This window comes from Hyphococcus sp., assembly GCF_965228385.1.
Taxonomy (GTDB): Bacteria; Pseudomonadota; Alphaproteobacteria; order Caulobacterales; family Parvularculaceae; genus Hyphococcus.
Window position 1 is genome coordinate 1903599 of record NZ_OZ245810.1, and the last position, 14012, is coordinate 1917610.

A 14012-nucleotide genomic window follows, 5' to 3' on the forward strand; every position below is an offset into this window, starting at 1 on the left:
GGAAAGAGCCGCCAAATTTTCGCCAATAGCCTCGATAAGTACCTGTTGCGCCAATGCGCGACGCCGCTTGTCCTGATCCTTCTGGTCACGACAGCCATCGTCTGGATGACTCAGAGCCTGCAACGGGTCGAGATTATCGTGGAATACGGTCAGGGATTATGGGTGTTTCTCTATCTCAGCCTGATGATCATTCCGAGCCTTCTGGCGATCATCATCCCTTTCGCGCTTTTCGGGGCGATTATTTACGCGCTTTATCGCCTTCATTCCGACAGTGAAATCGCCGTCATGTTTGCGGCGGGCGTGAGCCGTTGGCGTATCTCACGGCCGCTGCTGATCATCACGCTGGCGGCAGGGATCGCGACTTTATACGTCAATATTGACCTGATGCCCCGGACATATCGGATTTTGAAAACGACGGTGGCGGAAATCCGGGCGGACTTCGCCAACTCGCTCATTCGCAGCGGCGAGTTCGTCAGCGTCTCCAACGGGCTTACAGTTTATGTCGAGGATACGCGCGGCGAAGGACAATATGTCGGCTTGCTGATTAATGATTATCGCGACAGGAAAAACCGCGAAACCTATATGGCGCAGCGCGCAATTTTAACGGACACCGACGCCGGCGTGATGCTGTTGTTAAAAAACGGCAACATCCAGCGAGAAGCAAGTTACTCGGGCAAAATCGACATCATCCGCTTTGAAGACTGGGCCGTGAATTTGTCCGCCTTCGGCGACGGTCCCGGCGAGTTGCAACTGGAAATGACCGAACGCTATCTTGGGGAACTGCTCAATCCGGATATGTCAAAGCCATATGACCGCGCCTATGCTGATAAACTGATTGCTGAAGGCCACGCGCGGCTGGCGGCGCCGCTATACGCATTGGCTTACGCACTCATCGCGCTTTATACTTTAATTGGCGGCGCCTATACGCGCCGCAGCTATTTTCTCAGGGTCGCCGCTGCAGCAGCGCTGGTTTTCGCCTTGCGCGTCGCAGGATTTCTTACGCAAGGCGCGGCGGGATCAAGCGGCGTCATGTGGATACAATACGCATTGCCGCTCGCCGCAATTCTCGTGGTTGGCTTTTTGCTGTACGGGCCGCGGCTTGCGCCGCGATCTGTACTGAAAGGGGCGGCCTGATGCCTCCGGCCACGCTTTTTAACTATATCGCCTCGCGCACATTGCTGGCCCTTGGCGGATTGTTCGCCGTATTTGCCTGTCTCATTCTGCTGGTGGACCTGATTGAAAATTTACGCTTCGCCGGCAAGTTCGCCGAAGGAAGTTTTGGACTTGCGGCCAGCCTGACGTTGTTGCGCACTCCTTCCCTGACGCAAATGCTGACGCCTTTTGTTTTTCTCTTCGGCTCCATCTGGATGTTTCATGAACTGAACAGACGCTCGGAAATTTCAGTGATGCGATCCGCCGGACTGTCCGTCTGGCGGTTAATCGGACCGGCGGCGCTCATCGCCGCCGTGGCCGGACTTGTGCTTATCACAATCATCGATCCGCTTTCCGCCAACTTGCGCGCGCAAGCGGAGTCCCTGAAAAATCGCGAGCAAGGGCTGGACCGAAATCTCGTACAGGTATTTGGCGACGGTATCTGGTTGCGACAGCAGGACGCCAACAAAAAACTTATCATCAATGCTGAAAATTTCGATGAACAACGTTCAGCGCTTGAGCGCGTTACGATCTGGCGGTTTGACACAAACAACGCTTTCGAAGAACGCATCGATGCGGACGAAGCGTTTTTGTCGGGAAAAACGCTAGAGCTTCATGATGCGCGGCTTCGCTCACCGGTTTCACAAGGCGCGCGCTACACGCCGATTTTCGCAGTGGAAACGCCGTTGAGCGCTGTTAATCTTCGAGAACGTGTGGCGCCGCCCGAAACCATGTCGATCTGGCGGCTGCCGGAATTTATCCTGCTGGCGGAAGCCGCCGGCCTGCCGACCATAAGGTATAATATCCGTTTTCACGATTTGTGCTCTACGCCGCTGAAACTTCTGGCGATGGTGCTGATCGCCGCGGCTTTTTCCATGCGCCCCGCCAGGGCCGGCGGCGCCATTCAACTGGTGCTGTTCTCGATCCTTGCCGGGTTTATTCTCTACATCGTCTCGGAAATATCCACCGCCCTTGGCGAATCCGGAATGGTTCCGCCAGCGCTTGCGGCGTGGACGCCGGCGATTCTCGCCAGTCTGGCGGCGGTTACGACATTGCTGCATCTTGAAGACGGCTAGACAAATACAAACGAGATCGCTGGACCTATTCCGGGCCCTCATATAACTCTAATGATTGACTGTTTTAGTGATTCGCGCCGCAGGGGCCCTCTTTCAGTGACGACCGGAAACCGCCAAATAGCGCGTCTTTTAGCGTCTACGATTCTGGCAGGCGCCAGCGCTGTGCTGGGTGCGCCGGCGGCGGCCTTTCAAGCTGAAGGCGAAAGCGTTCCGGACGAAGCCGGCCGCGTTCTTTTTGAAGCCGACAGCGTTTACAGAGACGAAGAAAACGGCCCGATCTTCGCTGAAGGCGACGTACGCGCCTATTTTGGCGATCGCTACCTGCGCGCCGACAAGCTGATCTATAATCCTGACACCGATATCGTCATCGCTGAAGGCAATGTTTCGATCACAGACGCCAATCTTGAAACCGCTTTTGCGGGCCGTGTTGAACTGTCCGGTGATTTGCGCGACGGCATCGCCGAAAACTTCAGCGCGCTCCTGGAAGACAACGCCCGCCTGGCCGCGGACAGCGTCATCCGCGAGCAAGGCGCCAGAACGCGACTAAGCCGGGCTGTCTACACATCATGCAATGTCTGCAACGATGAGGGCGAAGGAAAAACGCCGACATGGCGGATCAAATCCCTGCGCGTCACCCGTGATGAGGAACGCAAGGTTTTAAGGTTTCACCATGCCTTTCTGGAGATTAAGGGCGTACCGATATTATATGCGCCTTATCTCCAGACGCCTGACCCGTCGGTTGAACGCCAATCCGGTTTTCTGCCGCCGAATATCGGCGCCTCCAGCCGTCTGGGTTTCAACATCGAGCTGCCCTATTATCTTGCGATCTCAAATCATCAGGACGCGACATTTTTTCCAAAATATACGGCGGCTGACGGCGTTTTGTGGCAGGGCGAATGGAGACGGCGCGGAACGCAGGGCTACCACGTTCTTTCCGGCGGCGTGATAGATTCGCCAAATGAGCCCGAGCCCGCGCCGCAGCCCAATACAATAACGCCGGAAAGCACGCCGGGCGTGCGTTGGCATATATTCGGCCGCGGCTATCGCGATTTTGGCGTCAACTGGCGCGCCAGTTACGATTTTGAACGCGTCTCCGACAAGGAATATCTGCGGCAATATGATATTGAACGCCGCGGCGACCTTCGCCAGGAGCTTGATCGCGGTCAAACACGTCAATTGCGCAGTAATGCGCGCCTGGAATGGCAAAGAGCCCGCACACGCCTGGCGATAGACACATATTTATTTCAGGGGCTGCGAACGGAGCAATCAGCGGCGGAAATCGCCGCACAGGGTCTCGGGCGCATCGACGACTCGAATACGACGCCATACGTCTTGCCGTTGATTGATTTTAAACACGATTTCAGACCGAAATTCGCCGGCGGTTCGACGTCGGTAACGGCCAATCTCGCCTCACTTTATCGCGTGGAGGGAATTGATAGTCAGCGGTTGACAACTGCGGTTTCATGGAACCGTGACGCCATTACCAGGAGCGGTCACAGATTTAACGTTTTCGCAGAACTTCGGGGAGACTTGTTCGCCTATCAGGATCTCGACCTTGGCACGGAAACCTGTTTCGACGCGAGCGCTCCTTGCGCCGTCGATTTCGCCGGCTATTCCACCACAGACACCACCGATGTCGTCGCGCGTTTTGCGCCAAGCGTCGGCGTCGAATGGTCCTACCCATTAACCCGGGAACTGGGCGGCGCGCGCCTATTTCTGGAGCCGCGCGTGCAGCTTGTGGCCAGCCCGTCGAGCCGCAATTCCTCGGACATTATCAACGAAGATTCGCAAAGTATTGAATTCGATTACGCCGGCTTGTTCGACTACAACAAAGCGACAGGTTATGACGCATTCGAAGACGGGCAGCGCATTAACATCGGCGTTTCAGCGTCCGCCATTTTACCGATCGGGGTCACCGTTGAAGGCGCCGTCGGACAGCAGTTCCGGGCGCAGGACACAAATGCGTTCCAGGCGTCATCCGGCCTTGGTGAAGAATCTTCCGACATCGTCGGCACGTTGAACTTGCGTTATAAAAATGTCGTCGGCGTCGAAAATCGCTTTCGCATTGAAAATAAATCAGGCGATATCCAGCGCGCGGAATCCATGGCGTATTTCCGTTCCAAGCGTTTCCGGGCCAATTTGAGCTATGTTCGGCTGAACGAAGAAAACGTCGCGAACAATTTGCGCCGGCGGGAAGAATTAACCGCGCGCGGTACGGTTCAGGTTACAGACCACTGGACGGTCGGCGGCGCATGGCGGCTCGACCTTGAAAGCGACCGGACAATCCGTCAGGATTTTACCGTCGGGTATGAAGATGAATGCTCGACATTTGGCGTGACATACCGCCGGGACCGCACGCGCAGCGCCAATCTTGAGCCGGACAATGCGGTTTTGCTAACTTTCACTTTGAAATCACTGGTCGATTGAGCGCTTGCACCGGCGCTAATTCAGACTATTTTCGCCCCGTTGGCTGCGGGGCCCAAAATAAAGGACGAAGACAGCGAAATGCGATTTTTTTCTTTAACTACAGTAGCTTGTAGCATTTTTGCGATTCTGGGTCCGGCTTTCGCGCAATCACCTGATCAGGGTCAGCAACCGACGAGCGACGAAGTTATCGCAAGATCCGGCGTTCCGGCGAATGCGGTCGCCGCCGTTGTCAACGATAGCGTGGTGACAACTTTCGACGTGCGCCAGCGCATGCGCTTGATGCTCATTTCCAGCGGCGGCCAGGTTCCGCCCGACGCCCTGCCGCAATTGCAGGCGCAGGCTTTGCGCGACCTCGTCGAGGAAAAATTAAAACTGCAGGAAACGGCGAAATTTGAACTTGAGGTGACGGATAAGGAAATTTCCGAAGAACTGGCGATCATGGCCGGACAGTCGAATTTGACCGCGGAACAGTTACAGCAGTTCCTTGAGCAGGCGGGCGTTTCCATGAAGTCGCTGAGAGAGCAGGTCAGGTCGCAAATCGGATGGCCGCAACTGGTGCAGGGCCGATATCAGGATCGCGTGCGCGTCAGCGACGATGAAATCGAACGCACCCTCGACCGTATGCGTGAGGACGCCAGCAAAGAGCAATTCCTGCTGTCTGAGATATGTATTCCGGTAGGCAATCCTTCAGAAGCGCAACAATATTATGAAGGCTCGCTGCAACTCATCGATCAGATGCGAAGAGGCGTGCCTTTCGCGGTGGTGGCGCAGCAGTTTTCCGCCTGCACGACGGCCGCTGTCGGCGGCGATCTCGGTTGGGTGCGCGCAGGCGAATTGCCTGTAGAACTGGACAACGCCGTTCGCGAGTTGGCGGTCGGTTCGGTGACTAATCCCATACCCTCCGAGGGCGCATTTATGATCCTCGCCGTCAGAGACAAACGCGAGGCCGCGGAACCCGGCGAGCCAAGCTTTACACTCGCATACGCCGCCGCTTCCGAATCCCTTGGCGATGTGCCGGCGCGAGCCGCGCTCGAAAAAATTCAGACCGCAGAGATATGTTCCGGCGGCGCTTTGCGGATCGATCTCGGCAAAGGCGTTGGATACAGTTTTCTGGAAAATGTAACGCTCGATCAAATCGACGACCGTTTCAGGCCGTTCGTGGAAGATCTGAACCGCACCGATCAAAGCGCGGTCATCAAGGCCGACGGCGCCTATCATTCCGTCTATGTCTGCGACAAGGATGAGGGCCTGGGTCTGCCTTCACGCGACGCGATCGAAAACAGGATTTACGGGCGTCAACTCTCGCGCATAGGTCAACAATATCTGCGCGATCTTGAACGCGATTCCATGGTCGATATTCGTGAGGAAAACCTCGCACTTCAGCAACCAAATGGATAATTAAAATGGCGGCGCCGCTTGCGCTGACAATGGGCGAACCGGGAGGCGTTGGACCGGAGATTACCGTCAAGGCCTGGGCTGCGCTGCGCGACGCCCCATTGGCTTTTTTCGCCCTTGCGGACCCGTCCCTGTTCGCTGCGCTCGATTGCGAAATAGAAATTATTAGCGCCCCCCGGGAAGCCACGTCCGCTTTTCGCGACGCCATTCCCGTTTTACCACTTAAATCATCTGTCCGCGCCACGCCCGGTCTGGCGGATTCGCAAAACGCCGCGGCCGTTATTGAAAGTATTAAAACGGCCGTTTCTTATTGTCTCGATGGCGCAGCCGCAGGCGTCGTCACGAACCCTATTCAGAAGTCATCGCTGATCAAAAGCGGATTTGAATTTCCAGGTCATACTGAGTATCTCGCGGATCTGACGGGCGACAGAGCAATGCCGGCTAACCGCACTCGGGGTCCGGTCATGATGATCGCGGCCCCGCAACTGAAAACCGTTCCCGTCACCATTCACCAATCGGTCACAGACGCATCGGCCTCGCTCAACGCCGCCCTTGTTGAGAAAACCTGCACTATTGTTGCTGAAGCGCTGACCCACGATTTTGGGTTCAAGGAACCCCGCTTAGCGGTGTCCGGTTTTAATCCCCATGCAGGCGAAGACGGCGCGCTTGGCAAAGAGGACAAAGACATCATCGCGCCGGCGATTCAGGCCCTGAAAAATAGAGGATTTCATGTCGCCGGACCGTTGCCGGCCGACACCATGTTCCATCAGGAGGCGCGCGCGCGTTACGACGCCGCGATATGCATGCTGCATGACCAAGCGCTCATCCCCGCAAAGACGCTCGCCTTCCACGACGCCGTAAACGTAACGCTCGGTCTGCCGATTGTGCGCACGTCTCCGGATCACGGGACAGCGCTTGATATCGCCGGGAAAGGAACGGCGCGCGCGGATAGTCTCATCGCCGCAATACGTCTCGGCGCCCTTATGGCGTCAAAACGGACCGCCTTGTGAACGAACCGCTTCCGCCGCTGCGCGAAGTTATCGAGCGCTATGAATTAGGCGCAAGGAAATCGCTTGGGCAGCACTTCCTCTTGGATTTGAATATGACGCGAAAGATCGCGCGGGCCGCGGACGTTTGCGAGAGAGACTTTGTTCTTGAAATCGGTCCCGGCCCCGGCGGCCTCACACGCGCTCTGCTAGAAACCGGCGCGGCGGTATTCGCGATTGAGCGGGACGGGCGTTGCGTTGACGCGCTGTCGGAAGTGCAAACGGCGTTTGACGGCAAGCTTCACATTCATGAAGGCGACGCCTTGAGCGCAAATGAAAGAATACTCCTTGCGGAGAAGCTTCCGGTGAAAATCGTCGCCAACCTGCCCTACAATATTTCAACGGAACTTCTCTTGAAGTGGCTTAAAGCCGGACCAGCGCTTTGGTCGGTTATGGCGTTGATGTTTCAAAAAGAAGTCGCGGACCGGATACTCGCGGCGCCCGGCGGGAAAACATACGGGCGTCTTTCTGTTATCGCGCAAGCGCTTTCTATTCCTGCGCGCGCTTTCAACCTGCCCGCACGCGCATTTACACCGCCGCCGAAAGTCGCTTCAAGCGTTGTTATATTTCATCCCGCAAAAGAACCCTTCGCCCAAATCGAAGCCCTTGAGAAAGTAACCCAGGCCGCGTTCTCACAGCGCCGAAAAATGCTGCGTTCTTCCCTCAAATCGCTTTTCGGCGAGACGCTAAACGATCGGCTCGAAGCATCAGGCGTTTTGGAAACGCAGCGCGCCGAAGAACTCACTGTCGAACAGTTTAAAACGCTCGCGCGCACGCTGCAGCGCTGACATTCAAGCCGTCAGCACGTCAAATTCTCCGCGTGCGAACGCTTCGGCGAGTTTAAATTTGCGGATCTTGCCGGAGCCTGTCAGCGGCCATTCATCGACATAAATCCAGAAAACCGGCGTCTTCTGCGGCGACAATCGTTCACGTATAAACGTTTTTAGAGAAGCAGCATCGGGACGCGCATCGCCGCGGGCGCGCATAAAACACGCAACCTGCTCGCCCCATTTCTCGTCCGGCACGCCGACGACCGCGGCTTCCGCCAGTGCTGAGTGTTCAAGAATGGCGTTTTCGATTTCTGCAGGGAAAAGATTCTCACCGCCGCGAATGATCATCTCTTTCACCCGCCCTGTAATCGTCACATAGCCGCGCTCGTCCATCCGCCCGAGGTCGCCCGTATGCAGCCAACCCTCATCATCAATAGCGGCCCTGGTTGCCTCCGGATTGTCATTGTAGCCGGTCATGACAAGATAACCGCGCGTGCAAATCTCGCCTTGAGCGCCGCAAGGCGTCACCATATTCGTGGAAGGGTCGCGTATCGAAACTTCCACATGCGGCAGCGGCTGGCCAATGGTTTGCGTCAAATCTTTCAGACTGTCGTCCTTCCAGGCTTGCGTAATCACCGGCGACGATTCCGTCTGGCCATAGATGATCTGGATAACTGAACCGAAGACTTTTTCCGCCTTGCGAATCAACTCCGGCGCCACCATCGCGCCGCCTGACATCATTCGTTCAATCGACGAAACGTCGCCCCCGTTTTTTTGCACCTCATCGAGAAGCGCCACAATCATGGTCGGCACGCCCAGCAAGAATCGCGGCCGGTCGCGTTCGATAACGCGCGCAATCATCGGCGGATCGAAAATTGGCGCCAGCAGCATGGTTGCGCCGAGACCTATTCCTCCAACAGCAAGAATAGCGCAGCCTGTCGTATGAAACAGCGGCATGTGGTGAATGAAAGAATCGCCAGGTTTTACGCCGCCGCGCTCCATCGTATCCATCGCGTTCTGCACCAGTCCGTGATGGTGCAACAGGGCGCCTTTGGGAAACCCCGTCGTGCCTGACGTATATTGAATTTGCGTTTCATGATGGGGTTCAACCTGCGGCAGCGCCGCCGCCTCGCTTTCTCCCGCAAACAACGCCTTATGGTCTGTCAACAAAACCCGGTGTGCAATAGCGGATATGCCGTCACAGACTTCATCGGCGATTTTTTGCATGGGATTGCCGCGAAACTCGGCGACATAATAGATAGCTTCAGCCCGGGACTGTTCGAGCACGTACTTTAATTCACGCGCCTGATAGGAGGGATTGACGGTCACCAGCGTCAGCCCGGCCATGGCGCTTGCATATTCGAGCATAATCCATTCCGGACAGTTTGGCGCCCAGACTGCGATGCGCGCGCCTTGCGCGTGACGAAGCGCGAGCGCCCGTGCAAGTTTTTCGCAGACTGTATAGAATTCCCGGTAAGACCATTTTCGCGCATGCTCGCCTGCAAAGGTCAATTCTATAATCGCCGGAGCATCGCCATAGCGCTCCGCAGAACGACGCAATAAATCACCAAGCGTCATCGCAGGCGGCGCCACACCCTGCGCCGGAAAATATGATTCTTCGAGTGTAACTTTATACACGGGCTTCGCTCATTTTTCTGAAGTCAGTTTTATAATCTGGGTTTGGATGACAATGGCTGCAGGTTTACCGTCTTCGCGGAAGATTTCAGTTTTCCAGACCTGAAGCGTACGCCCGATATTGACCGAGGTCGTCACCGCTCGCGCCGTCTGGCCAAGAGGAATAGCGCGCAAAAAATTAGTTTTGCTTTCAATTGTTGCGGTTGAGGCGCCGGACGGCATGTTCAGGAACGCGCCGATCCCGCCCATATTATCCGCAAACGCCATAATTGCGCCGCCGTGCAGTATATCCGGAATTGTACAGTGATCTTTCGTGACGGCGAGTTCACCCTCAATTCTTTCCTTTGAAACAAAGGTCATGTTTACGCCCATCATTTTTGCAAATGGCGCGTTATTCTCATTGAACGCATCGGCAAGATTGTCGTCCGTCATCTTCCGCCCTTAAATCCAGCGCCGCACGCGCTTTTTGTATGTACGGTACTGCTCGGCAAACCGTTCTTCTAGATAATGTTCCTCCTGGCGAATGATGATTGTCAATCCGAGAAAGCTGATTAAGACGGCGAATAGCGTGAACGGCCCCGGCGCCGCCGCCAACGCGCCAGTCAGAAAAACCATAATACCCAGATAAACCGGATTTCGCGAAAATTGATGCAGGCCTTTCACGACAAGCTTATCCACATGATTTTTCTGATGAGGCACGCCGACACGCCAGGACTCGCCCATGCCGGACTGGCTGAAAATGATGATGGCGCCGCCAACGCCCAGTAACGCGAGCGCCAATAACGGCGCCGGCGAAGATTGCGCTGCAACAATTTTGTCCATCTGCGGGAAAGGCGCGCGCAAGATCAAATAGAAATCGAGTATGCCGGCCCCGAAGATCAACAATTTCTGCCGGTAGTTCGCCCCAGCTTCAGCAATGGCGTTGGCCTCTATGCCCCGCGCTTTCAAAAGCAGCCCAAAGCCAATCATCCAGAGCATCAACAGGATGACCACGCCCGCCACGGCGAACCGTAATGTTTCCTGATCCATCCCGCACCTGATAATACTGCCGGTGCACAATTATCAATAACAAGGCGGCAAAACAATAAATTTTCTGTATAAGGACTAATGTTATATCAGGTGAACGTTATAGGATCGCAACGTCACTCAATTCGTATGAATTAATACGGCGACCAGCAAGGCTGTTTCATTAGTTTTATTGACCCAGGCGTGATTGGTCGCACGCTGGATAACGACATCGCCCGGTTTTAGCGCTCTCTGATCATCATCAAGCAGCAAATCGACCTCGCCTTTGACGAGAATAATAACGTCAAGCGACGCGGTCTTGTGCATCATCGGGTGACGCGCCGTATCGACCCGGCAATGGCTCGCCCCGACGGCGCCGAAGGCGAAAGCCGCAGCACTTTCAAGTTCTTCCTTTGATTTGGACTTGTCATCCGGCGCAACGGTAAACCAGCGCACTTTGACCGAACCGGATTCCGGCTCCAATTTCAGATCCTTATCGGCGAGTTGATCGGTCGCATCGAGAAGACCGCCGCCGTCAATGTCCGCGGCCCAAATCTCCGCCAACCCGGCCTCTTCAACCGCAATCAGTTTTGCGGCTTCGCCATCGATCAGTATACGCGAGCGTCCCTCGGCGTCATTTTCCGTAACAATGCGCCTTAAGGATTGCCAATCCATTGACTTAGCCGCCCGCTCTGGCGCCGATGGTTCCTTGAATTTCGCGGGCGTCATAATACTGCCCGTCATCCGGCGGCGCCCCGCGGCCAAGAAGAACTTCCATCCGCACCGTGAAATAATTCCGTCCGCCGATGGTGCCAAGATCTCCGCCGACGCCGACGCCCACACTGCTGCGCCGTCCGTAAGAGCCGGTGCCGAACCCGGCGCCCACGCCGACGCCGCCGCGCTGCTCTCCCGCAACGTCGCGTCCGACAATGCGGAACCAGTCATAGCCGTTTGCCAGCGCTAATTCCGAAGCACGCAACAGCGCATAGTCTTCGACCAGTTCAGGCGGCATATCGCCAGAGCCTGCGTAAGTGATCCGATAACGATCGGATTCGATACGGGTCTCTTCATAACCGAAACCGTCTTTGTCAGCGGGACCATAAGCGGAAGGGCCAACCGTTGCACAGGCGCCAAGCGACATAGCAATAAAGATCATCAGTAACTTGTTCATGGGCGCGCCTCCAAAATTCACTGCTATCCTAGCACTTGCCGCCTGTCGGCGCAAAAACCGGCGCGTTCGCCAATTCTCCCTAATCTCGCCCGGCGACAGCCGTATTTTCCGGTCAATACGGTTTCAGTCACCGGAGAGAAACTGGATGGATCAACAACACGCAACTGCAGATTATGATCTCGCCATCATCGGCGCGAGCTTTGCCGGTCTGGTTGCGGCCAGAACCGCCGCCCATCGCGGGCTTAAAGTCGCCGTCATCGACGCAAAGAACGAGCCCGGCGCGCGCGTACGCACAACCGGCGTTCTGGTGAAAGAAGCAGTTGATGAGTGCGATGTTCCCGCCGCCCTCACCCGGAAAATACCCGGCGTCAGGCTTTATGCGCCCAATGGCAAGCACACGGATTTAACAGCGCCAGGTTATTATTTTCTGGCGACCGACACGGCCGCGATCATGCGATGGCTTGCGCATGAAGCGTCCCGCGCAGGCGCGCATATGCTTTTTGGCGCGCGTTTCACTGGTGCGACGCGGCATGAAACATACATCTCGCTGCACGGGCTTGGTATCTCCACGCGCTATATGCTGGGCGCCGACGGCGCGAAATCGAGCGTCGCGAAAGCATTCAACCTTGGGCGCAATACTGAATTCATGATCGGTCTTGAAACAGAATATGAAGAAACGCCGAGCGTCGACCCCGACTATCTCCACTGTTTTATCGACACGCAACTTGCGCCGGGTTATCTCGGCTGGGTCGTGCCCGGCGTCGGCATGACGCAAGTGGGGCTCGCCGTATCAAACGGATTATTCGGCGAGACGCGAAAGCCCGATTACCAGGCCTTTCTCAATCATATCGATACGCGTTTTGCTTTCTGGAATTGCGAGGTTCTCCGCAAACGGTCGGGCCCGATTCCGTGCGGCGGTCTCGTCTCGCCGCTTTCAGGATATCGCGTGCTGCTGACGGGGGATGCGGCGGGCCTCGTCTCGCCGCTGACAGCTGGCGGCATTCGCCTCGCCTTTCAGTATGGACGGCGCGCCGGCGGCGCCATTGCAAATTATCTGCTAGACGACGGGCCGGACCCCGGCCTTGTCATGGCACGCGACTATCCGCGCTTTGGCGTTAAAACATGGATGCGCCGGCTGTGGTCGGCGGCGCCGCCTAACGCGCTATTAAACGCGACGCTCTTCACGCCGCCAATGCGCGCGCTGGCCAAACGGATATATTTTGAAAAAAGGCGGACAGCGAGGGGACGTTTCCCACAAACGCCGTCAGAATGTAAAAACTATGCCCTATAACCGATCAGGCCCCACGCGGATAACCGCCTTGCCCTTGTTTTCACCTTTGAAAAGACCAATGAAAGCTTCCGGCGCCTTGTCGATCCCTTCGTATACGGACTCCTGAAATTTTATTTTTCCCTGCGACAGCAAAGGCGCCACTTCCATTGCGAATTCCATCGCCTTGTCCATATATTCTGAAACAATGAAACCCCGCGCCATCACGCCTCGTCCAACGAGATTGATCAGGTTTGGCGGGCCGGGCTCCGGTTCATTATTATTGTAAACCGAGATCATGCCGCACAGCGCGATGCGTCCGCCAAGCGCGATACAGTTCAAGGCGGCTTCCAGATGCATGCCGCCGACATTTTCAAAATAACAATTAACGCCTTTCGGCGCAGCCTCCGCGAGCGCTTTCGTCAGTTCGCCAGCGTTCTTGTAGTCCTTGTAATTCAGCGCAACGTCAACGCCCGCTTCCTTCTCGAGCCAATCGCATTTTTCCTTGGACCCGGCAGAGCCGATCACCCGGCAGCCTTTGATCTTTCCCAACTGGCAAACGACAGACCCGACAGCGCCGGCGGCGCCGGACACAAAAAGCGTTTCTCCTTCTTTTGGTTTCAGGATCTGGGTGACGCCAGCCCAGGCGGTAAGGCCAGGCATGCCCAGCACGCCAAGATAGGCTGACAATGGCGCAAGATTTGGGTCAACCTTTTGCGTGCGCTCTCCGTTTGAAACGTAGTAATTTTTCCAGCCCCCGGAGAAATCGACGACGTAATCGCCGGGCGAAAATCCGTCTATGTTGGACTCAACGACTTCAGAAACAGCCCCCCCTTCCAGCGGCGCGTCAAGCGAGAAAGGCGGGATATAGCTTTTCACATCGGGCCGCATGCGCCCGCGCATATAAGGATCAACCGACATCCAGACTGTGCGGCACAGCATTTCGCCTTTGCCAGGCGAAGGTATATCGGTTTGGCGCACATCAAAGTTTTCCGTCGCCGGCATGCCTTTCGGATATTCTTTCAGATAGACGGCCTTGGCTTGCTGGGCGCTCATGGCGATTCTCCT

The 14012-nt window shown here is 56.0% G+C and carries 13 protein-coding genes; 7 read left to right on the top strand and 6 right to left on the bottom strand.

Annotated elements, in window-relative coordinates:
- Positions 1–45: 45 nt before the first annotated feature.
- From ACQK2Q_RS08925 to rsmA, 6 genes are all read left to right on the top strand, one after another.
- Entirely contained in the window at positions 46–1134 is a 1089-nt protein-coding gene (locus ACQK2Q_RS08925) for an LptF/LptG family permease (protein WP_425409394.1), read from the top strand.
- On the top strand, positions 1134–2228 hold the full coding sequence (gene lptG / locus ACQK2Q_RS08930) for an LPS export ABC transporter permease LptG (protein ID WP_425409395.1): 1095 nt from the start codon (positions 1134–1136) through the stop codon (positions 2226–2228). Before ACQK2Q_RS08925 ends, lptG begins: the two co-directional genes overlap by 1 nt.
- A gap of 96 nt (positions 2229–2324) precedes the next feature.
- On the top strand, positions 2325–4655 hold the full coding sequence (locus ACQK2Q_RS08935; protein ID WP_425409396.1) for an LPS-assembly protein LptD: 2331 nt from the start codon (positions 2325–2327) through the stop codon (positions 4653–4655).
- Between the two features lie 78 nt (positions 4656–4733).
- Positions 4734–6053, top strand: a complete 1320-nt coding sequence (locus tag ACQK2Q_RS08940) for a peptidylprolyl isomerase (RefSeq protein WP_425409397.1) — start codon at positions 4734–4736, stop codon at positions 6051–6053.
- 5 nt (positions 6054–6058) lie between these two features.
- A complete protein-coding gene (pdxA, locus tag ACQK2Q_RS08945; RefSeq protein ID WP_425409398.1) occupies positions 6059–7060 on the top strand; it encodes a 4-hydroxythreonine-4-phosphate dehydrogenase PdxA in 1002 nt (333 codons plus the stop codon).
- Entirely contained in the window at positions 7057–7884 is an 828-nt protein-coding gene (gene rsmA, locus ACQK2Q_RS08950; RefSeq protein ID WP_425409399.1) for a 16S rRNA (adenine(1518)-N(6)/adenine(1519)-N(6))-dimethyltransferase RsmA, read from the top strand. The genes pdxA and rsmA overlap by 4 nt, the downstream gene beginning before the upstream one ends.
- 3 nt (positions 7885–7887) lie before the next feature.
- Here the strand turns inward: rsmA and ACQK2Q_RS08955 are convergent, their stop codons facing one another.
- From ACQK2Q_RS08955 to ACQK2Q_RS08975, 5 genes are all read right to left on the bottom strand, one after another.
- Positions 7888–9504: a class I adenylate-forming enzyme family protein gene (locus ACQK2Q_RS08955; protein WP_425409400.1), complete on the bottom strand. Its 1617-nt coding sequence runs from the start codon at positions 9502–9504 to the stop codon at positions 7888–7890.
- A gap of 9 nt (positions 9505–9513) precedes the next feature.
- A complete protein-coding gene (locus ACQK2Q_RS08960; protein WP_425409401.1) occupies positions 9514–9933 on the bottom strand; it encodes a PaaI family thioesterase in 420 nt (139 codons plus the stop codon).
- A 9-nt stretch (positions 9934–9942) separates the two neighbouring features.
- Positions 9943–10530, bottom strand: a complete 588-nt coding sequence (locus tag ACQK2Q_RS08965) for a methyltransferase family protein (protein WP_425409402.1) — start codon at positions 10528–10530, stop codon at positions 9943–9945.
- 117 nt (positions 10531–10647) lie between these two features.
- Positions 10648–11181: a cupin domain-containing protein gene (locus tag ACQK2Q_RS08970; protein WP_425409403.1), complete on the bottom strand. Its 534-nt coding sequence runs from the start codon at positions 11179–11181 to the stop codon at positions 10648–10650.
- Positions 11182–11185: 4 nt separating this feature from the next.
- Positions 11186–11677, bottom strand: coding sequence for a CC0125/CC1285 family lipoprotein (locus ACQK2Q_RS08975; protein WP_425409404.1), 492 nt, complete (start codon positions 11675–11677; stop codon positions 11186–11188).
- A gap of 145 nt (positions 11678–11822) precedes the next feature.
- On the opposite strand from ACQK2Q_RS08975, the gene ACQK2Q_RS08980 reads away from it, so the two are divergent.
- Positions 11823–12968, top strand: coding sequence for an NAD(P)/FAD-dependent oxidoreductase (locus ACQK2Q_RS08980; protein WP_425409405.1), 1146 nt, complete (start codon positions 11823–11825; stop codon positions 12966–12968).
- Here the strand turns inward: ACQK2Q_RS08980 and ACQK2Q_RS08985 are convergent.
- Entirely contained in the window at positions 12963–14000 is a 1038-nt protein-coding gene (locus ACQK2Q_RS08985) for an NADP-dependent oxidoreductase (protein ID WP_425409406.1), read from the bottom strand. The two genes, ACQK2Q_RS08980 and ACQK2Q_RS08985, sit on opposite strands and share 6 nt — an antisense overlap.
- Between the last annotated feature and the right edge of the window lie 12 nt (positions 14001–14012).

Excerpts from the sequence above, each read along its gene's own strand:
- ACQK2Q_RS08960 (WP_425409401.1), bottom strand. The coding sequence starts at position 9,933 with ATGACGGACGACAATCTTGCCGATGCGTTCAATGAGAATAACGCGCCA.
- lptG (WP_425409395.1), top strand. The coding sequence starts at position 1,134 with ATGCCTCCGGCCACGCTTTTTAACTATATCGCCTCGCGCACATTGCTG.
- ACQK2Q_RS08985 (WP_425409406.1), bottom strand. The coding sequence starts at position 14,000 with ATGAGCGCCCAGCAAGCCAAGGCCGTCTATCTGAAAGAATATCCGAAA.
- ACQK2Q_RS08965 (WP_425409402.1), bottom strand. The coding sequence starts at position 10,530 with ATGGATCAGGAAACATTACGGTTCGCCGTGGCGGGCGTGGTCATCCTG.
- ACQK2Q_RS08980 (WP_425409405.1), top strand. The coding sequence starts at position 11,823 with ATGGATCAACAACACGCAACTGCAGATTATGATCTCGCCATCATCGGC.
- pdxA (WP_425409398.1), top strand. The coding sequence starts at position 6,059 with ATGGCGGCGCCGCTTGCGCTGACAATGGGCGAACCGGGAGGCGTTGGA.
- ACQK2Q_RS08940 (WP_425409397.1), top strand. The coding sequence starts at position 4,734 with ATGCGATTTTTTTCTTTAACTACAGTAGCTTGTAGCATTTTTGCGATT.
- ACQK2Q_RS08970 (WP_425409403.1), bottom strand. The coding sequence starts at position 11,181 with ATGGATTGGCAATCCTTAAGGCGCATTGTTACGGAAAATGACGCCGAG.
- ACQK2Q_RS08975 (WP_425409404.1), bottom strand. The coding sequence starts at position 11,677 with ATGAACAAGTTACTGATGATCTTTATTGCTATGTCGCTTGGCGCCTGT.